We start from the raw sequence: 19054 nt of genomic DNA on the forward strand, positions 1-19054 counted from the left end.
AAAGGAGGATGAAACATGCAGATTGAAATGAAAGACATTCATAAAGCATTCGGAAAAAACCAGGTGCTGTCAGGTGTTTCCTTTCAGCTCATGCCTGGCGAGGTTCACGCATTAATGGGAGAAAACGGCGCCGGCAAGTCCACGCTTATGAACATTTTGACAGGCCTGCACAAAGCAGATAAAGGTCAAATCAGCATAAACGGCAACGAAACGTATTTTTCCAATCCAAAAGAAGCGGAACAGCATGGAATAGCCTTTATCCATCAGGAATTGAATATCTGGCCGGAAATGACCGTTCTTGAGAATCTATTTATCGGTAAAGAGATATCCTCCAAGCTGGGCGTCTTACAAACAAGAAAAATGAAAGCGCTAGCAAAAGAGCAATTTGACAAACTCTCCGTCTCTCTTTCTCTTGATCAAGAAGCCGGCGAATGTTCCGTCGGACAGCAGCAAATGATCGAAATCGCAAAAGCGCTTATGACAAATGCCGAGGTCATCATTATGGATGAACCGACGGCAGCGTTGACTGAGCGTGAAATTAGCAAGCTCTTTGAGGTCATTACAGCGTTAAAAAAGAACGGCGTCTCCATTGTCTATATTTCACATCGCATGGAAGAAATTTTTGCGATTTGCGACAGAATTACCATCATGCGTGATGGAAAAACGGTAGATACAACAAACATCTCAGAAACTGATTTTGATGAAGTCGTCAAAAAAATGGTCGGACGGGAGCTGACTGAACGATATCCAAAACGCACTCCTTCTCTCGGTGACAAAGTATTCGAGGTGAAAAATGCTTCCGTAAAAGGGAGTTTTGAGGACGTCAGCTTTTATGTGCGTTCCGGTGAGATCGTCGGTGTTTCAGGATTAATGGGAGCCGGCCGGACAGAAATGATGAGAGCGCTGTTCGGCGTTGACAGGCTGGACACGGGTGAGATATGGATCGCTGGGAAAAAAACGGCTATTAAGAACCCGCAGGAAGCCGTGAAAAAAGGTCTCGGCTTTATTACAGAGAATCGCAAGGATGAAGGGCTCCTGCTCGACACCTCGATCCGCGAAAATATTGCCCTGCCCAATCTGTCCAGCTTCTCACCAAAGGGTCTCATTGATCATAAGCGGGAGGCTGAATTTGTCGATCTGTTAATCAAGCGCCTCACTATCAAAACAGCATCACCGGAAACGCACGCACGCCATTTATCAGGAGGAAACCAGCAAAAAGTGGTGATAGCCAAGTGGATCGGCATCGGACCGAAAGTGCTTATCTTGGATGAGCCAACCAGAGGTGTGGATGTTGGCGCCAAACGAGAGATTTATACGCTGATGAATGAGCTGACCGAACGCGGTGTCGCTATCATCATGGTGTCATCAGAGCTTCCTGAAATTCTGGGAATGAGCGATCGGATTATCGTTGTCCATGAAGGCAGAATCAGCGGCGAAATCCATGCGCGAGAAGCAACACAAGAACGAATTATGACACTTGCCACGGGAGGGCGGTAATATGAAAACGGAACAACTGCAAACAGAACAAAAACGGATTCACTTCGACGGAGTCATGCAAAAACTCGGCCCGTTTCTTGGTTTATTTATTCTCGTTATCATTGTATCTATTTTAAATCCCAGCTTTCTTGAACCGCTGAATATTTTAAACCTGCTTCGCCAGGTCGCCATTAACGGATTAATCGCGTTCGGGATGACCTTTGTCATTTTGACAGGCGGCATTGATCTTTCTGTTGGCGCTATTCTTGCCCTGTCCAGTGCTTTAGTTGCGGGGATGATTGTGTCCGGTGTCGATCCGGTTCTCGCGATCATCCTTGGCTGTATCATTGGTGCCGTACTAGGCATGATCAACGGATTATTGATTACTAAAGGAAAAATGGCGCCCTTTATCGCCACGCTTGCGACCATGACTGTGTTTCGCGGACTGACGCTAGTGTATACAGATGGAAATCCGATTACCGGACTTGGCACAAACTACGCTTTTCAGATGTTCGGACGCGGTTACTTTTTAGGCATTCCTGTACCGGCAATTACGATGGTTCTTGCCTTTGTCATCCTTTGGGTGCTTCTTCATAAAACACCATTCGGACGCCGAACGTACGCTATCGGCGGCAACGAAAAAGCCGCGCTCATTTCAGGCATCAAAGTGACGCGCGTGAAAGTGATGATCTATTCTTTAGCCGGGCTTTTATCCGCTCTTGCAGGTGCCATATTGACTTCCCGCCTGCATTCGGCCCAGCCGACTGCGGGGGAATCGTACGAACTTGATGCTATCGCGGCAGTCGTCTTAGGAGGGACAAGTCTTTCCGGCGGCCGAGGACGCATTGTCGGCACGTTAATCGGGGTGCTGATCATCGGCACACTTAATAACGGACTTAATCTGCTTGGCGTCTCATCATTTTATCAGCTGGTTGTCAAAGGGATTGTTATCTTAATTGCGGTATTGTTAGACCGCAAGAAGTCAGCTTAGGAGGGTTTTCACATGAAAAAGGCTGTATCCGTCATTTTAACGTTATCATTATTTTTGTTAACCGCCTGTTCGCTTGAGCCTCCCCAATGGGCAAAGCCGTCAAACTCGGGGAACAAAAAGGAATTCACCATTGGCTTGTCCGTCTCAACGCTTAATAATCCTTTTTTTGTCTCATTAAAAAAGGGTATCGAAAAAGAAGCTAAAAAACGAGGAATGAAAGTCATCATTGTTGATGCACAAAATGATTCATCGAAACAGACGAGTGACGTGGAAGATTTAATTCAGCAAGGTGTTGATGCATTATTAATCAACCCGACTGATTCTTCGGCGATCTCAACGGCAGTAGAATCTGCAAACGCAGTCGGTGTGCCCGTCGTAACAATCGATCGATCTGCCGAACAAGGAAAAGTTGAAACCCTCGTTGCTTCCGATAATGTAAAAGGCGGTGAAATGGCCGCGGCGTTTATTGCCGACAAACTTGGAAAAGGAGCAAAGGTGGCAGAGCTTGAAGGCGTCCCCGGCGCATCTGCCACACGGGAACGCGGCTCAGGATTCCATAACATCGCAGACCAAAAGCTCCATGTTGTCACAAAACAATCAGCTGACTTTGACCGCACGAAAGGCCTGACTGTCATGGAAAACCTGCTGCAGGGACATCCTGATATCCAAGCTGTTTTTGCTCACAACGATGAAATGGCGCTCGGTGCTCTCGAGGCAATTAACAGCTCGGGGAAAGACATATTGGTGATCGGTTTTGACGGCAATAAAGACGCGCTCGCTTCCATTAAAGACGGAAAGCTGTCAGCAACCGTCGCTCAGCAGCCTGAGTTAATCGGTAAACTGGCTACAGAAGCAGCAGATGATATTTTGCACGGAAAAAAAGTGCAAAAAACAATATCCGCGCCTCTCAAACTAGAAACACAAAAATAATTGTCTGATGTTTAGGAACCTGCGATAACGTGAATAGAGTTATAGAATGAATTATTTCTCTTACGTGAGGAGAGGAACGGCATGAACAAACCAACAAAACTATTTTCAACTTTAGCACTTGCGGCTGGAATGACTGCGGCTGCTGCAGGGGGCGCTGGAACGATCCATGCTCAACAGCCAGAAACAACTGTAAGCATTGATGATTTATACAGTTATCCGATTGATTCTTATTTGGTATCAGCAGAGGCTCTAAATGTCAGAACGAAGCCTTCCGCATCAAGCCAGAAAGCCGATACGCTGCACTTAGGAGATAGCCTAAAGCTGATTTCCTTCTCAAATGCTGACTGGGCAAAGGTTAAGTATAAAAATGGAAAAACAGGATTTGTATCCACTCATTACATTGTTAAAGCAGCGACAACGGTAAAAACCAAAACAAAAACAAAAGTGTATACATCCGCTGACGGAAAGAGCATTAAGACTCTTCCAGCAGACACAAGCGTTTCTTTTTTAGGCTGGAGTAAAACGAATAAAGGCGGTTTTGATTTTGATTGGGTATTCGTTGATTACGGCGGTGCGACAGGTTATATGAAAACAAAGGATTTACACATGACAAAATAACTGAGAGGGATTCCGCATAAATGCGGAATCCCTTTTATTATGAATTGATTTGTCACATTCCCAAGATATTTCTCAGGAAATATTGTCGTATGCTGTGTCGAAACCTTACATGATCATCGACATTTTTGTTCACGCTAAAAAGCGGAGGTGTAAATATGGATCAATTTGAAGCAGCATATGAATCGTATAAAGCCCGGCAAACAACTGTCGATCAAGAAAATGTTCCATCTGGAAAAGAAGAAATTATTGCGGTTAGAAGAAATGAGGAAGACAATATTATCGCAGTGAAAACCAATACAGGAAGAGAGCTCGACTACCCTACTGCGCTGTCAGAAGCAAAATCAGGAAAACTCGCTCATGTTGATGTCTTCCATAAATACGGGCGTGACATTTTGCGAAGTGAACCGGACGGCATCAAGGAAAATAACCTGTCTGAGCTGCCGGATTTTTAAACAAATACAGCCCTGCCGTATGTTGGACAGGGCTGTATTTTAAACAAAAGGCTGCTGGATGTATTCGGCTAACCGTTTTGCACTGTGAGAAATATCCTCTGCAGCTGCATAATTCACGCCATAGAACACATATGGAGGCAGATACTTCATGCCGATCAGATTACTCGTGGCCTGAAATGGTTTCAATAGCTCACTGATCGAGTAATGATTTGCTCCGCCCGCTTGATATTTTTCCGCTTCGCTCCCTGTTGATACAGCCAGCATCAGCTCCTTGCCATGCAAGGCATTTCCTTCTGAACCAAAAGCCCAGCCGTAAGTCAGCACAAGATCCTGCCATTTTTTCAAGAGCGGCGGAGAGCTGTACCAATATAGCGGGAATTGAAAGACAATCCGATCGTATTCCTCGCACAGCTGCTGTTCCTTCGCAACATCTATTTCTTCATCCGGGTATTCCTTATAAAGATCCCGTACTGTGATATTGTCATGTTTGCTCAATTCCTCAGCCCACGCCTTATTAACAACTGAGGTCTCCATATGAGGATGAACTGCCAAAACCAATATTTTCATCAGACCACACCTTTACTGTTTTGATGTTATTTTATCTAAAATCAGGAAAAGAGCCAAATAAAAAGAAAGCCCTGCTAAAAGGGGCTTTCTTTTTTTCTTTTATTCAGGGCTTCCTTCAGTTGTTTCGATATCTTTCGCAAAATCAGGGTTATCCAGATTCGCATTAAAGAAATCCGCTGTGTTCGGAAGTCTGAGATTCATGTTCATTTTTTGAGAAATCGTAACCGTGCAATCCTCAAGCACATAGTCAAAAACGTGTCCGCCTGAATTGCGTCCTTCGTCAATGAAGTGCAGGTGATAGCCAGAAACGGCGATTCCGTTTGCGTAAGCTGGTGTCAAGAAACCTACGATCGTTCCTCTCACGTTGTCAAAGTTGAAAATCGGCTGTGTTTTGACCGCTTCAACCATTGGCACGTAAGGTTTTTCTTGAAGTTCTACCGTTCTTGTCTGCACCTTTTTAAACAATCCGTCAATACGAATTGCATAAAATAAGTTTCTGCTTGGCAGCATGCTGTTGATCTCTTTTTCAAAGTCTTCGCGTGTCATTTTCGCATCAATTTTGTGCGTCATGTCCGGTGTAAAGAACGTAAATGAACAGAACGGAGAACGATCCCCGTTTTGGACCGGTGTCGCAGTTCCGTCTGAACGGAGACGGTAAAATTCGCCGTCAAACCCAATCAGCTCTCCGTCAAGCTTGTTAAAGGTTCCGATACCGAAGTCTCCATATTTCGGAATCTCTGACAGTTCAAAATCTCCGTCATATACTCCGTCTAATAGAGAAGTCATTGTTGATACTTGATAAATCTGGCTCACAGGCTGATCTTTTTGACCACGGCTGAGCACTTGAATGTTGCTTTCTCGTTTCATATTTCCCTTCACTCCTTTTATTTAGTGCTGTTCATAAAACAGTGTCGTGATGCGCAGAGTGCTAGAGAGCTTTCGTTTTCATGAGTTCCCCGAATTCTTTCGGAAGCTTGTCACTTGCTAAATTAATGTTATCACTGTAGTCAACCGGGACATCGATGATGACAGGACCTTCAGCGTTCATGCCTTGACGCAGAACATCTGCCAGCTGGTCTGGTGATTCTACGCGCAAGCCAGTTGCTCCGAAGCTTTCCGCATATTTTACGATATCGATATTTCCGAAATCGACCGCAGATGTACGGTTATATTTTTTCAATTGCTGGAATGCAACCATGTCATATGTGCTGTCGTTCCATACAATGTGTACAATTGGTGCTTTTAGTCGTACCGCTGTCTCTAATTCCATTGCTGAGAATAAGAAACCGCCGTCACCAGAGACAGAAACCACTTTTTCTCCCGGTTTCACCAATGAAGCGCCGATTGCCCAAGGAAGCGCAACGCCGAGTGTTTGCATACCGTTACTGATCATTAATGTTAACGGCTCGTAGCTGCGGAAATAACGTGACATCCAAATGGCGTGCGAACCGATATCGCAAGTTACTGTAACATGATCATCGACTGCATTACGCAACTCTTTAACAATTTCAAGAGGGTGCGCTCTGTCTGATTTCCAATCTGCAGGCACCTGCTCACCTTCATGCATATATTGTTTTAAATCAGAAAGGATTTTCTGCTCACGCTCTGCAAATTCCACTTTCACAGCATCGTGTTCGATATGATTGATCGTGGACGGAATGTCACCGATCAATTCAAGATCAGGCTGGTAAGCATGATCAATGTCAGCGATAATCTCGTCTAAATGGATAATTGTCCGGTCTCCATTGACATTCCAGAATTTCGGATCATATTCAATTGGGTCATAGCCGATCGTCAGAACAACATCTGCCTGCTCTAGCAGTAAATCGCCAGGCTGGTTGCGGAACAAACCGATACGGCCAAAATACTGATCCTCTAAATCTCTAGAAAGGGTACCGGCAGCTTGATATGTTTCAACAAATGGAAGCTGAACCTTTTTCAAAAGCTTGCGAACCGCTTTAATTGCTTCCGGTCTTCCGCCTTTCATGCCGACCAAAACGACAGGAAGTTTTGCTGTTTGGATTTTTGCTATGGCCGCACTGATTGCATCATCTGCTGCAGGACCGAGTTTTGGCGCTGCAACAGCACGCACGTTTTTCGTATTTGTGACTTCATTCACAACATCTTGCGGAAAGCTCACAAAAGCGGCCCCAGCCTGCCCTGCTGACGCTATTCTAAATGCATTTGTAACAGCTTCCGGTATATTTTTTACATCTTGAACTTCTACACTGTATTTTGTAATCGGCTGGAATAGCGCCGCATTATCCAAAGATTGATGTGTCCGTTTTAAACGATCTGCACGGATCACGTTTCCAGCAAGCGCAACGACAGGGTCTCCTTCAGTGTTCGCTGTCAGCAGACCTGTTGCCAAGTTAGAGGCACCCGGTCCTGATGTGACTAACACGACTCCCGGTTTTCCAGTTAAACGGCCGACTGCTTGGGCCATGAATGCTGCGTTTTGTTCGTGCCGGGCAACGATAATTTCAGGTCCTTTATCTTGTAAAGCGTCAAATACCGCATCAATTTTTGCACCTGGAATGCCAAATACATGTGTGACACCTTGCTCCACTAAGCAATCAACAACAAGCTCCGCCCCTCTGTTTTTCACAAGGGATTTTTGTTCTTTTGTTGCTTTTGTCAACACCCTCACTCCTTATTATGCATTTTAAACATAAAATTTTAAATATCTTGTGATAAGTTTCACTATACACTCTTTGGAAATTGACCTCCAATATCGATTCGCCTTATGATTAATATGTAATACGAATTATTAACCTATGGAAAGGAATGCATATTGAATGGAGCTTCGCCATCTTCAATACTTTATCGCAGTAGCCGAAGAGCTTCATTTCGGAAAGGCTGCCCGGCGGCTGAACATGACGCAGCCTCCTCTCAGCCAGCAGATCAAACAGCTGGAGGAAGAAGTCGGAGTTACGCTTCTGAAAAGGACAAAACGATTTGTCGAGCTTACCGCAGCAGGAGAAATCTTTTTAAATCATTGCCGCATGGCATTGATGCAAATCGGACAAGGAATTGAACTGGCACAGCGGACGGCCCGCGGCGAGCAAGGCCTTCTCGTAATCGGTTTTGTCGGATCAGCTACATATGAATTTCTGCCGCCGATTGTCCGGGAATATCGTAAAAAATTCCCATCTGTGAAAATAGAACTGCGTGAAATATCCTCGTCTAGGCAGCAGGAGGAGCTACTAAAGGGCAACATTGATATTGGTATACTTCATCCTCCCTTACAGCATACAGCTTTACATATCGAAACCGCCCAAAGCAGCCCTTGTGTTTTAGCTTTGCCTAAGCAACACCCATTGACTTCTAAGGAATCAATTACGATTGAGGATTTAAGAGATGAACCAATTATTACTGTTGCTAAAGAAGCATGGCCTACTCTATACATGGATTTTATTCAGTTCTGTGAACAAGCGGGCTTCAGACCCAACATTGTCCAGGAAGCCACAGAATATCAAATGGTGATTGGTTTAGTCAGTGCCGGAATTGGTATGACATTTGTTCCTTCCTCAGCCAAAAAATTATTTAATTTGGATGTTACTTATCGAAAAATGGACCAAATACAGCTTAATGCAGAATGGGTTATCGCTTACCGCAAAGACAATCATAATCCGCTTATAAAGCATTTTATTCATATTTCAAATTGTCAGCAGACAAGAACTAAAGAGAGTGATGCAGGTACATGAACAATACTTGCAATCTCTTTTTTCTTTTGGGATTCTTATGGAATTTTTATTAATTTAATATAATCGCTTAGTACAACTTTATATCAGTATACGTATACATACAGTACAAATAGTTGGCAAGGACATTAGTAAGCGCAGGACATTAGTTTGATTTTAATAATGAAAGATAGAGAGGTGAAGTAAATTATTGAGTTCACCGGCATATTCACATTGCTCGCTTTTTTCGTAACTATGATTTTTATTTTCTGGAGACCAAAAGGACTAAATGAAGCTATCCCCGCCACATTTGGCGCTTTAATGGTTTTATTGTGCGGAAGTGTGTCATTGGCAGACTTAGGGGAAATCGGAACAAAAGTTACGGGTGCATCGGTTACAATCCTTGCCACTATGATTATGGCCATTGCACTAGAAAGCTTTGGTTTCTTTTATTGGGTGGCTGCAAAACTGCTCCAACAATCCAAGGGTTCAGGCATCAAGCTTTTTTGGCTAACCAATTTGCTCTGCTTTCTCATGACCATTTTCCTGAATAATGATGGGAGCATTTTGATCACAACTCCAATCCTTTTGCTTGTACTAAAATATTTAGGTTTAAAAAAACATCAAAAAGCCCCATATTTATTAAGCGGTGTTTTAATAGCCACAGCCTCTAGCGCACCGATTGGCGTAAGTAATATTGTTAATTTAATTTCTCTCAAAATCATTGGAATGGATCTATATCTTCACACCGCCATGATGTTTGTCCCTAGTATGATGGGACTCATTTTTATGACTTGTCTACTGTTTATGTTCTTTTATAAACGTCTTCCCAAGAACCTGCCAGATATACCGGGCCATTTTCAGTCTCTGCGGCATAGAAGGTACCATCCTCTTCATTCGCCATCAGCTCCTTTACCAGAACGAAATCAAACAAAAATCATGTTGTTTGTGCTTGCATTTGTTTTTCTCGTCAGAATGAGTCTATTTGCAGCATCATATACCGGTATTTCTGTTCCTCTAGTCGCTGTCATCGGATCTTTTATCCTGTTGAGCTGGAGATGGATTTATTTCAAAACCTCCCCAAGAGACTTGTTATATAAATCGCCTTGGCACATTTTTATATTCGCTTTTACTATGTATGTCTTAATTTATGGTCTGCATAATATTGGATTCACAGAGTTACTTGTGAATTATTTTGAACCTGTGGTTTCTGGAAGCCTCGCCCATGCAACTTTCGCATCAGGTATCTCTACTTCAGTTTTTTCTAATCTCTTTAACAACCATCCAGCGTTAATGATCAGTACTTTTACCTTAACTGAAATGACCCTGAATCCTTCAGCAACAAAAATCATCTACTTGGCCAATATTATCGGCAGTGATATCGGTTCATTATTATTACCTATGGGAACCTTAGCAACGCTTATTTGGATGCATATATTAAAACAGCATGATGAAAGTATTTCATGGGGCGAATATATAAAAACGACCATTATCATCATTCCGCTGACTGTTCTTTTTACGTTAACATGTTTATATTTTTGGATCAGTTGGTTATTTCTTTAGCACAGTATGAAACGAAAAACTGCCTTCTGCTTTTAAGAGGGCAGTTTTGTATACACTAGGGAAGATGCATTGTCTTTAGATGATTTAACTTCCAAATGACTGGCTCTCCACTTGCGTTAATAAGCTCAATGATATTATTAGAGACATCCTTTAATAGACCAACTTTTTCTGGCACCTCTCCCATATCAAATATGACCAATTCACCAATATTTTTTTTGATCTGCTCCTCAAAATTACGCACAAGAGGAACTTTGGAAGGCACGACCGGCAATTGTGAGTTGTCAAGAGTATACGGTGTTTGTTCAGTTGAATAAGGGGTAAACCATTTTAAATGATGCATAGATATAAAAAGTATTTTAAATACGGGTGAGAAAAATACAATATAATCGTTTAAAACATTTGTAACATACCCATGGATCGATCGACCCCCAGTTACATAAACTTCAATAAACTGGCCTTTGACCTTGTTTAATGTATTTCTATATGAAAAAGCTTGAGTTTCTGCCTCTATCATTGGATCTTCCGGATTGATCAAAAATGGCTTCTCAGTACTGGTCATTATTTTCGCCTTGTTCATTTGATGAAGATGCAACAAGGGAATATAAAGATAATTGCAGCCATCAAAAATAACAAAAATATCCTGTCCGATATCTATGAGGGTGCCGACAAACCTTGTATCTCCTGAAATGACAACCTCAACATCTGTGTTAAGGAATTGATTCAAACCTTTCACGATTCTCCTCCTTTAACTGAAAAAGGGCATCACTTAATCTGATGCTCCTCCATTATCTATTAAAATTTACGTTTCCAGTGATAGTCTATCGTTCTGACAATCGTTTCATAGCTATAATCTTCCTTTTGTTTTCCTGAACTTTTTATTGAACTTGAATAACCTGGTGATCTTGATGATTGATAATCTGATGATCTTGGTGATCGTTTAGATGATTTTGATGATTGATAATCTGAAGATTTTAATGATCGTTTAGATGATTTTGAAGAACTTTTTGAACGTGACGAACGGTCAGATTTGGATGATTGATAATCCGAAGATTTTAGTGATCGTTTAGATGATTTTGAAGAACTTTTTGAACGTGACGAACGGTCAGATTTGGATGATTGATAATCTGAAGATTTTAATGATCGTTTAGATGATTTTGAAGAACTTTTTGAACGTGACGAACGGTCAGATTTGGATGATTGATAATCCGAAGATTTTAGTGATCGTTTAGATGATTTTGAAGAACTTTTTGAACGTGACGAACGACCAGATTTGGATGATTGATCATCTGAAGATTTTAGTGATCGTTTAGATGATTTTGATGAGCTATATGATTTTGAAGAAATGAACGAATTGCTGTCCTTATCATTATTGTCTTCCTGGTTTTGTTCATTTTTTTGATCCTCTTTTTTGTACGACCCTTTTGGACCTAAGCTGATGCTTTTTATGTGAAAAGGATAGATGCGAAGCACCTCTTGATTTTTCACTATAGTATAATGGCCGTCGGCATTATCTACAAGGATACCCTCAATGGCTTCCGGACCTCCACGATTAATTGAAACCCATTTATGAGTCAGACTCTTAAAAACCTCGCTTAAATCATCAGCTTCCAAAACTCCAACTGGCGTCTGCTCTTCTATTTTCAAATCAGGCTCGTGTTTACTTATACTTTTGATGTGATGGATATTAAAATACACTACCCCATCCTCATTTGTGTTTAACGCAGCGTAATCATCTCCCAGCCAGACCAATCTTCCTTTTTTAGATTCCGGACCCCCTTGGTTAAATTGAACTGATTGGTTTATTAAATGTCCGATTAAGCTATGAAAATCATCAGCATCGAGCATTTCCTCAGTCTCAATTGTTGTGGTGCTATTATTGGTATCCTCAGTAATACTTTTCACATGCTCCAACTGATAATAAATTATTTTTTTTTCAGCTTGTAAAGCTATATAATCTGATTTTACAGCTGTTAATTTTCCTTTTTTAGATTCCGGACCTCCACGATATACAGTAACAATTTTATCTTTCATTGAGTGCAAAAAGTTATAATACGATATTTCATTATTTGAATGATATTTCATTCTCCTCTTGCTCATTCAAATTCCTCCTAGTCACTTATACATAGATGATAAACATACTGCATATATACGTGTCACATTTATTTGTTGAACTAATTCAATAGCCTAATTGTCGCTTTTTCCGCGAATACCCATTTTCACGCATTCATAAAATACTTAAATGATCTTTGAGGTATTGTGAACGGTTTTTAATATACTCGCAGATCACATCCGGCTCACGGTCAAAACGCTCAACATCATTCTTTTTATATGGGTCCATCAAGATAAAAGGCCTAATCCGCTCATACATCGCCATGATTTTCGGTTCCATATATTCTATTGTAAAAAGAGATTGGAGCGTTTTTTCTAACAGGCGCCTGTAGGACTTGCGAAACTCGGATTCATCCAATATCCGGGCGGTTAGTGTATTAAATCCTTGAATTCTTACATAATCGGCAGCCATCCGCTCTCCATGGATATCCCTGCCCCAAGTCGCATCATAATCCCAAGGAATCACCTCAAATAATCCGGTTTCCCCGCTTCTGTATAATGCGTAGTTGTGGACAAACCCGTCATAGTTTGAGGTGAATACAATACCGGCAAGCCAGCGCAAATACTTGTCGACATCCACATGCTTTGTCACTTCTGACTTAAACTGAGCTTTAGGGACCGTATTAATTTTAAAAATCATATCCTGTAAATAAAAATCATCCTCCTCAGTCCCTGTTTTCTTTTCATATCCAAGCTCCAGCGATGTTTTCGTTTCCCTTTCTAAATCGCTCATCAGAGAAAAGTTGGCATCATCATCCACCGCATAAAAAATCGCGCCATCAGCCAGCTTCCTTTTCGCCAAATAATATTCATCTACGGATTCAAGTTCAAGATAAACCCCTTCATTCTTCCCATTCATCTTTACAAACACAAACTCTGCCTTTGGAGACAGTGTCCCTAGCTCCGAGAAAAAATCCAGAGACAATTTGTTTCTCATCAAGGAAGGATCTTTATACTCCGCATTTAAGTGAATCTCTCGCGCGCCGCGGAATGTTTTCGGCTGATAAAAGGAAATATGGTATGACTTCTTTTTGAAGTCTCTGATATGTGATCCCCGATAAGCGATATCAATATCCAGCCTTTTTTGATTTACCTTCATCACAGCTGGCACCGGATCATCGTCCCATATATCCTTTTTTAATTCACGCAAGTCTTTTGGATGAACAAACAGCTGATAAAGCGGTAAATTGGATTGATTCTTCATCCATAATCCTCCTTACAAATTTTAGGCTTTTATTTTTATAAGATCTCAGCGGAACACTTATACACTTTTTAAAACCGCGCGTACTATGAGGGTAGTAAGGATCTTCATCCTTAACATATTTTTAAAAGGAGGATTTCAAATTGGGCCACTATTCCCATTCTGACATCGAAGAAGCGGTGAAATCCGCAAAAAAAGAAGGTTTAAAGGATTATTTATACCAAGAGCCTCATGGAAAAAAACGCAGTCATAAAAAGTCGCACCGCACTCACAAAAAATCTCGCAGCCATAAAAAATCATACTGCTCTCACAAAAAATCTCGCAGTCACAAAAAATCATTCTGTTCTCACAAAAAATCTCGCAGCCACAAAAAATCATACTGCTCTCACAAGAAATCTCGCAGCCACAAAAAATCGTACCGTTCTCACAAAAAATCTCGCAGCTATAAAAAATCTTACCGTTCTTACAAAAAATCTCGCAGCTATAAAAAATCTTGCCGTTCTTACAAAAAATCTCGCAGCTACAAAAAGTCAAACTGTTCTCACAAGAAAAAATCTCGCAGCTATAAAAAGTCATGCCGCACACACAAAAAATCTTATCGTTCCCATAAGAAATACTACAAAAAACCGCACCACCACTGCGACGACTACAAAAGACACGATGATTATGACAGCAAAAAAGAATACTGGAAAGACGGCAATTGCTGGGTAGTCAAAAAGAAATACAAATAATCTAAGTTTTCATTGTTTCAATAGGCTGCCGGCGGAGGTACGGAAGCCTATTTTTTTATTTGCCCTGTATTAGATATATGTCATGACATAACATATGCAACCCGCATCATTTGGTTTCCTTTAAACCATTTCGTTATAATCAAGGTATCCTAACGATAAAGGCGGTTGTTGCTATGTACATATTTCAAGCTGATCAGCTTAGTGCCAAAGACACATACAAGCTATTGTCAGGTACCGTTATTCCCCGCCCCATTGCATTTGTGACAACACTTTCTTCAGAAGGAGCGGTCAATGCCGCGCCTTTCAGTTTTTATAACGTCGTCAGCTCAGATCCTCCGCTTCTCAGTATTTCTGTTAACAGGACGGAAGGACGCCAAAAAGATACAGCGCGAAACGCAGTGGAGAACGGAGAATTTGTCGTTCATGTCAGTGATGAAGCCATCATTGAAGATATCAATGAAACAGCTGCAAGCTTAAGGCCGGATGAAAGCGAGCTTACACGCACCTCGCTTCATTCTATTGAAAGCAAAGCTGTTTCAGTTCCCGGCATTAAGGAAGCCCGCGTTCGCTTTGAGTGCAAATTAGAGCGGCATATTACCTTTGACAATGATCAAGGCATCACTACAGCAGATCTGCTCATCGGAAGAGTTGTCTGCTTCCACCTAGATGAAAAGGTGTATGATGCAGAAAAGGGATATATTTTAACGGATGAATTAAAGCCTGCCTCACGATTGGCGGGAAATCACTATGCCAAGCTGGGGGAAGAATTCACACTGATTCGTCCCAGCTGAAGAGAAGGACTATTTAAATAGAAGAAACTAGTCAAAAAGACCTTATGATTACAAAATATCGCCTGTAAATAACTGAAAAAATATCAAAAAAAAGAACACCCAGAGTAAGCTCGGGGTGTTCTTTTATGAAACGTTTTTCCTTTTTCTTCGTATAAAGGTAGATTAGGAGGAATTGGAATGACAAACTTTTGGATTTTAATGCTGATCGCTATTACCATCAGTCTCGCCTCTCAATTTTTTATAAAGAAAAAATACGGTATTGATAAATCCGGCTGGCGATATAAGCATGTCAGCAATACACACAAATGGATCGAAATCACTTTACTTATTTTGTTTGTGTTTTCACTCTCCTTTTTTCCCGTTGAATATTTGCTTCTTTTATTTTTTATTGTGATTGACTCAATACGAATTTTTATGGAGTGGCATTATAGACCTGAAGATAAACAGTATATGTACCACATTGTAGAGGTCTCCCTTATGTTTATGCTTTTGATTTATATTTGTACCCTATAGTTATTTAAATCCCCACAGCCGCTCCGTCTCCCCGAGGATCGGCTCCGCCTTGGAGAAAGCCTTCTTCATCAACTTTGATTGCAGCCGCTTGTCCCATCAGCGGATCATAGTCACCGACAACCTCCACGAGATGCCCGCTGTCTTTCAGTTTTTGGATTGTTTTGTCTGTGAATCTGCCCTCGACTCTGAGACCTTCGTATTCCTCTCCCCACGTTCTGCCCCATACCCAGCGCGGTTCGCTGATTGCCTGCTGTGGATGCATTCCGTAGTCCAGCATTCGGGTAATGATGGCCGTCTGAGTCTGCGGCTGGCCTTCGCCGCCTTGTGTGCCGTACAGAATTTTTGGCTTTCCGCCTTTACAGACCATAGCCGGCATCAACGTATGGAAGGTGCGCTTTCTCGGTTCAAGCGTGTTGACATGATTTTCATCCAGTGAGAAAAATGATCCGCGGTTTTGCAGTAATATGCCTGTATCACCGGCAGTGACTGCCGAGCCAAATTCAAAGTACAGGCTTTGAATGAATGACACTGCGTTGCCATCCGCATCAATTACGGCCGCATATGCCGTATCACTTCCCACCGGCCTGCTTTCTGCCGGTTCTGCCAGATAGCCGATTTCTCCCGCCAATCGTTTCGCATAATTTTTATCCAAAAGCCTTTCAAGCGGAATGTCAGCAAACGCAGGGTCAGTCAAAAAGGCATTCCGATCTACAAAACTCTTTTTCAGCGCCTCCACAAGCACATGATAATACTCAAATGAACTGTGTTCGATTTGGGTGAAATCATAGTTTTCCAAAATGTTCAGTGTTAATAAACCGGTAAATCCCTGAGAATTCGGCGGCGCCTGATACACACTGTATCCTCGATAATCACTTGATACAGGCGCTGCCCACTCACCCCGATGCGCTTTAAAATCATCGATTGTCATGTAACTGCCGTTATTCTGTAAATGTGAGACAATCCGCTGAGCGAGATCTCCTTCATAAAATGCGCTTCTTCCTTTTTCAGCAATCAAGTTCAGACTGTCTGCAAGCTCTTTTTGCACAAACCGCTCTCCCGGGACAGGTGCTTTGCCCCTTCTCGTGAAGATGTCAGCCGTGTAAGGCGTGGAAGCCAGCAATTCAATATTCTTTTCTGTGTGACGACACTGATCAGCTGATACAGGAAACCCATTTTGGGCATAATCGCGTGCGGGCTCCAATACATCTGCAAGAGACAGACGCCCGTACTCCTTCAGGACCGCATCCCAGCTATCAACCATTCCCGGCACGGTAATGGCACTGTCAATTCCCCGCAGCGGAATCGCGCTTTTTCCCTTATATACATCTCTCGTTACGTTTTTTCCTGAACGGCCGCTGCCATTGTAGACTTTTACTGCCTTTGTTTCCTGGTGAAAGGTCAGCCAAAAGGAATCCCCGCCAAGTCCGGTCATATGCGGGTACACAACCGCAAGACAAGCACTCACCGCAACAGCGGCGTCAAACGCGTTGCCTCCCTTATCCAGTATGCGGTTTCCGGCTTGAGAAGCGAGATAATGCGGACTGACGACCATTTGCTTTGTACCGATGACAGATTTGTTCATCACAAGTCCCCTTTTTTAAGAAATTTTCTTCAGTATAGGGAGCCTGATTTTTCACATCTACTGATCCGGCAGAAAAACTGACGAACTTTCTACTTTTCGCAAATAACAAGATATTTTTGCATTCATTTCGAAAACAAATAAAAAATTATTATTTCGATACGTAACTTTTATGATAAAATGATTGCTAAAAGGCTACGAAAGCAGGTGGAGCAATTGAGTCATGAATATCAAATCCCCAACCTTGTACTTGATGAGACTGATAAACAAATTCTCACGATTTTGCATGAAGAAGGCAGAATTTCTTATACGGATCTTGGCAAAAGAGTCGATTTGTCACGGGTCGCCGTCCAGGCCCGTATCAACCAATTAATTGAAGCCGGTGTTATTGAAAAATTCACCGCTGTCATCAATCCCGCTAAAATCGGCATTCATGTTTCCGTGTTTTTCAATGTCGAGGTAGAACCGCAATTTTTAGAAGAGGTCGCTCTTAAGCTTGAGGAAGAGCCTGCGGTCACCAGCCTTTATCACATGACAGGCCCGAGCAAGCTGCATATGCATGGGATCTTTGCCAACGATCAAGAAATGGAAGAATTCTTAACAAAACGGCTGTATCCATTGCGAGGCGTCGTCAGTGTTGATTGCCAGATGCTGATCAAACGATACAAAAGCCGTATGGGAATGAAGCTGTAAAGGAGAGAAACGAATGAAAAACCATCCTTATCGGGATATGACGGCCGCAATGGTTCGCACCGGCATATTAGGGTTCGGCGGCGGACCTTCCGTGATTCCGCTGATCCGCCATGAAGCGGTCAATAAATATAAATGGATTGACGATGATGAATTCGGAGAAATATTAGCAATCGCTAATGCGCTTCCCGGACCGATTGCCACCAAAATGGCTGCTTATCTGGGCTTTAAGCTAAAAGGCACATTAGGTGCAGTTGTGGCGACCCTCGCCCACATTCTGCCTACATGTCTTGCGATGGTGGGCTTGTTTGCGGCTGTAAATGTGTTAAGCCATTCAGCAATTGTTGCAGGTATGATCGGTGCCGTCACGCCGGTAATTGCGGTAATGCTCGGAATCATGGCGTACGAGTTTGGCCAAAAAGCGCTTAAAGGTTTCGGCTGGGTTACCGGCATCCTGTTTTTTATCATCGCTTTTATCGGCCTGCAAACTTTACAGATTAATCCCGGCCTGGTCATTATCATTTTCTTAGCGTACGGGGCGTTTCATTTTAAACTGAAAGACAAAATCACAAATAAACATTCAAAAGATAAAGGAATGTCAGCCTCATGATATCGATCTATTTATTTATGGCGTTTTTTATCGCAAACCTACTGGGATATGGCGGCGGACCTGCGTCTATCCCGCTAATGTTTGAAGAAGTTGTAAACAGATACAGCTGGCTCTCAAACGATCAATTCTCAAATATGCTCGCACTTGCGAACGCTTTGCCGGGCCCGATCGCCACGAAAATCGCTGCGTATGTCGGCTACAGCGCAGGCGGGTGGCCCGGCTTCCTAATTGCCCTGATCGCAACCGTCGTACCGTCGGCGCTCGCATTGATCGTCCTGCTGCGCATCATCCAGCGCTTCCGCCAATCACCTGTCATCAAAGGCATGACGCTGTCCGTCCAGCCTGTCATCGCGGTCATGATGCTCATTCTTACCTGGCAAATCGGCGCAGACGGCATCAAAGCGATCGGCTGGATCCAATCGATCGTGATTGCGGGAATTTCGCTCCTTGCCATGACAAAATTCAAAATGCATCCGGCATTTTTGATTATCGCGGCGTTTTTATATGGGGGCCTTGTGATCCCTCATTTATAGAAAAAAGCACCTGGACA

The 19054-nt window shown here is 42.5% G+C and carries 20 protein-coding genes; 13 read left to right on the top strand and 7 right to left on the bottom strand.

Annotation, left to right across the window (positions count from 1 at the left end; genetic code table 11):
- Window positions 1-15: 15 nt before the first annotated feature.
- The 5 genes from rbsA (at window position 16) to NSQ12_RS19050 (ending at window position 4467) form a co-directional block, all read left to right on the top strand.
- Entirely contained in the window at window positions 16-1497 is a 1482-nt protein-coding gene (gene rbsA, locus NSQ12_RS19030; RefSeq protein WP_014478164.1) for a ribose ABC transporter ATP-binding protein RbsA, read from the top strand.
- 1 nt (window position 1498) lies between these two features.
- Window positions 1499-2467, top strand: a complete 969-nt coding sequence (rbsC, locus tag NSQ12_RS19035; protein ID WP_003227873.1) for a ribose ABC transporter permease RbsC — start codon at window positions 1499-1501, stop codon at window positions 2465-2467.
- Between the two features lie 12 nt (window positions 2468-2479).
- The gene (rbsB, locus tag NSQ12_RS19040) at window positions 2480-3397 is read left to right on the top strand and encodes a ribose ABC transporter substrate-binding protein RbsB (RefSeq protein ID WP_015714825.1); all 918 of its coding nucleotides are present in this window, start codon (window positions 2480-2482) and stop codon (window positions 3395-3397) included.
- An 81-nt stretch (window positions 3398-3478) separates the two neighbouring features.
- Entirely contained in the window at window positions 3479-4015 is a 537-nt protein-coding gene (locus tag NSQ12_RS19045; RefSeq protein WP_015251071.1) for an SH3 domain-containing protein, read from the top strand.
- A gap of 155 nt (window positions 4016-4170) precedes the next feature.
- A complete protein-coding gene (locus tag NSQ12_RS19050; protein WP_003227867.1) occupies window positions 4171-4467 on the top strand; it encodes a DUF3892 domain-containing protein in 297 nt (98 codons plus the stop codon).
- Window positions 4468-4506: 39 nt separating this feature from the next.
- Here NSQ12_RS19050 and NSQ12_RS19055 read toward each other — a convergent pair whose 3' ends face one another.
- The 3 genes from NSQ12_RS19055 to alsS form a co-directional block, all read right to left on the bottom strand.
- Entirely contained in the window at window positions 4507-5034 is a 528-nt protein-coding gene (locus tag NSQ12_RS19055; protein WP_015714827.1) for an NAD(P)H-dependent oxidoreductase, read from the bottom strand.
- Between the two features lie 99 nt (window positions 5035-5133).
- Window positions 5134-5901, bottom strand: a complete 768-nt coding sequence (gene budA, locus NSQ12_RS19060; protein ID WP_003244457.1) for an acetolactate decarboxylase — start codon at window positions 5899-5901, stop codon at window positions 5134-5136.
- A 61-nt stretch (window positions 5902-5962) separates the two neighbouring features.
- Complete coding sequence (alsS, locus tag NSQ12_RS19065) at window positions 5963-7675, bottom strand: acetolactate synthase AlsS (protein WP_014478171.1); 1713 nt, start codon at window positions 7673-7675, stop codon at window positions 5963-5965.
- Between the two features lie 157 nt (window positions 7676-7832).
- Here alsS and alsR point away from each other — a divergent pair, with 157 nt between their 5' ends.
- Window positions 7833-8741: an acetoin biosynthesis transcriptional regulator AlsR gene (alsR, locus tag NSQ12_RS19070; RefSeq protein ID WP_003227859.1), complete on the top strand. Its 909-nt coding sequence runs from the start codon at window positions 7833-7835 to the stop codon at window positions 8739-8741.
- Between the two features lie 210 nt (window positions 8742-8951).
- Window positions 8952-10280, top strand: coding sequence for an arsenic transporter (locus NSQ12_RS19075; RefSeq protein ID WP_080529885.1), 1329 nt, complete (start codon window positions 8952-8954; stop codon window positions 10278-10280).
- A 55-nt stretch (window positions 10281-10335) separates the two neighbouring features.
- Here the strand turns inward: NSQ12_RS19075 and NSQ12_RS19080 are convergent, their stop codons facing one another.
- The 3 genes from NSQ12_RS19080 to cotH all read right to left on the bottom strand — a co-directional run bounded on the left by NSQ12_RS19080 (window position 10336) and on the right by cotH (window position 13593).
- On the bottom strand, window positions 10336-11013 hold the full coding sequence (locus tag NSQ12_RS19080; protein WP_003227857.1) for a DUF2642 domain-containing protein: 678 nt from the start codon (window positions 11011-11013) through the stop codon (window positions 10336-10338).
- 59 nt (window positions 11014-11072) lie between these two features.
- Window positions 11073-12377 (bottom strand): spore coat protein CotH, encoded by a 1305-nt coding sequence (locus tag NSQ12_RS19085; protein WP_339175383.1) that lies wholly within the window; start codon window positions 12375-12377, stop codon window positions 11073-11075.
- Between the two features lie 127 nt (window positions 12378-12504).
- Window positions 12505-13593 carry a spore coat protein CotH gene (cotH, locus tag NSQ12_RS19090; protein WP_015714831.1) on the bottom strand — a complete coding sequence of 363 codons (1089 nt, stop codon included), beginning with the start codon at window positions 13591-13593 and terminating at the stop codon, window positions 12505-12507.
- A 140-nt stretch (window positions 13594-13733) separates the two neighbouring features.
- Here cotH and cotG point away from each other — a divergent pair, with 140 nt between their 5' ends.
- The 3 genes from cotG (at window position 13734) to NSQ12_RS19105 (ending at window position 15625) form a co-directional block, all read left to right on the top strand.
- Window positions 13734-14321 (top strand): spore coat protein CotG, encoded by a 588-nt coding sequence (gene cotG, locus NSQ12_RS19095; protein ID WP_339175386.1) that lies wholly within the window; start codon window positions 13734-13736, stop codon window positions 14319-14321.
- Window positions 14322-14494: 173 nt separating this feature from the next.
- On the top strand, window positions 14495-15112 hold the full coding sequence (locus tag NSQ12_RS19100; protein ID WP_160221866.1) for a flavin reductase family protein: 618 nt from the start codon (window positions 14495-14497) through the stop codon (window positions 15110-15112).
- A gap of 177 nt (window positions 15113-15289) precedes the next feature.
- Window positions 15290-15625: a DUF4181 domain-containing protein gene (locus NSQ12_RS19105; protein WP_014481121.1), complete on the top strand. Its 336-nt coding sequence runs from the start codon at window positions 15290-15292 to the stop codon at window positions 15623-15625.
- A 4-nt stretch (window positions 15626-15629) separates the two neighbouring features.
- On the opposite strand, the gene ggt is transcribed toward NSQ12_RS19105, so the two are convergent.
- Entirely contained in the window at window positions 15630-17207 is a 1578-nt protein-coding gene (ggt, locus tag NSQ12_RS19110) for a gamma-glutamyltransferase (RefSeq protein ID WP_128422436.1), read from the bottom strand.
- A gap of 213 nt (window positions 17208-17420) precedes the next feature.
- Here ggt and chrS point away from each other — a divergent pair, with 213 nt between their 5' ends.
- Genes chrS through chrA form a run of 3 tightly spaced genes read left to right on the top strand, consistent with a single transcriptional unit; the run spans window position 17421 to window position 19037 of the window.
- Complete coding sequence (chrS, locus tag NSQ12_RS19115; RefSeq protein ID WP_014478181.1) at window positions 17421-17897, top strand: chromate efflux transcriptional regulator ChrS; 477 nt, start codon at window positions 17421-17423, stop codon at window positions 17895-17897.
- A gap of 13 nt (window positions 17898-17910) precedes the next feature.
- On the top strand, window positions 17911-18504 hold the full coding sequence (gene chrB, locus NSQ12_RS19120; RefSeq protein WP_015251064.1) for a chromate efflux transporter subunit ChrB: 594 nt from the start codon (window positions 17911-17913) through the stop codon (window positions 18502-18504).
- Window positions 18501-19037, top strand: coding sequence for a chromate resistance efflux protein ChrA (gene chrA, locus NSQ12_RS19125; protein WP_014665634.1), 537 nt, complete (start codon window positions 18501-18503; stop codon window positions 19035-19037). The genes chrB and chrA overlap by 4 nt, the downstream gene beginning before the upstream one ends.
- Window positions 19038-19054 lie beyond the last annotated feature (17 nt).

It is taken from the genome of Bacillus sp. PS95, from assembly GCF_037963565.1.
Lineage (GTDB): Bacteria > Bacillota > Bacilli > Bacillales > Bacillaceae > Bacillus > Bacillus subtilis.

Bases quoted from the DNA above. Each gene is read 5' to 3' on its own strand.
- chrA (WP_014665634.1), top strand. From the start codon at position 18,501: ATGATATCGATCTATTTATTTATGGCGTTTTTTATCGCAAACCTACTG.
- rbsA (WP_014478164.1), top strand. From the start codon at position 16: ATGCAGATTGAAATGAAAGACATTCATAAAGCATTCGGAAAAAACCAG.
- chrB (WP_015251064.1), top strand. From the start codon at position 17,911: ATGAAAAACCATCCTTATCGGGATATGACGGCCGCAATGGTTCGCACC.
- alsR (WP_003227859.1), top strand. From the start codon at position 7,833: ATGGAGCTTCGCCATCTTCAATACTTTATCGCAGTAGCCGAAGAGCTT.
- NSQ12_RS19085 (WP_339175383.1), bottom strand. From the start codon at position 12,377: ATGAGCAAGAGGAGAATGAAATATCATTCAAATAATGAAATATCGTAT.
- NSQ12_RS19100 (WP_160221866.1), top strand. From the start codon at position 14,495: ATGTACATATTTCAAGCTGATCAGCTTAGTGCCAAAGACACATACAAG.
- NSQ12_RS19055 (WP_015714827.1), bottom strand. From the start codon at position 5,034: ATGAAAATATTGGTTTTGGCAGTTCATCCTCATATGGAGACCTCAGTT.
- NSQ12_RS19050 (WP_003227867.1), top strand. From the start codon at position 4,171: ATGGATCAATTTGAAGCAGCATATGAATCGTATAAAGCCCGGCAAACA.
- budA (WP_003244457.1), bottom strand. From the start codon at position 5,901: ATGAAACGAGAAAGCAACATTCAAGTGCTCAGCCGTGGTCAAAAAGAT.
- NSQ12_RS19045 (WP_015251071.1), top strand. From the start codon at position 3,479: ATGAACAAACCAACAAAACTATTTTCAACTTTAGCACTTGCGGCTGGA.
- cotH (WP_015714831.1), bottom strand. From the start codon at position 13,593: ATGAAGAATCAATCCAATTTACCGCTTTATCAGCTGTTTGTTCATCCA.
- ggt (WP_128422436.1), bottom strand. From the start codon at position 17,207: ATGAACAAATCTGTCATCGGTACAAAGCAAATGGTCGTCAGTCCGCAT.
- rbsC (WP_003227873.1), top strand. From the start codon at position 1,499: ATGAAAACGGAACAACTGCAAACAGAACAAAAACGGATTCACTTCGAC.
- NSQ12_RS19105 (WP_014481121.1), top strand. From the start codon at position 15,290: ATGACAAACTTTTGGATTTTAATGCTGATCGCTATTACCATCAGTCTC.
- rbsB (WP_015714825.1), top strand. From the start codon at position 2,480: ATGAAAAAGGCTGTATCCGTCATTTTAACGTTATCATTATTTTTGTTA.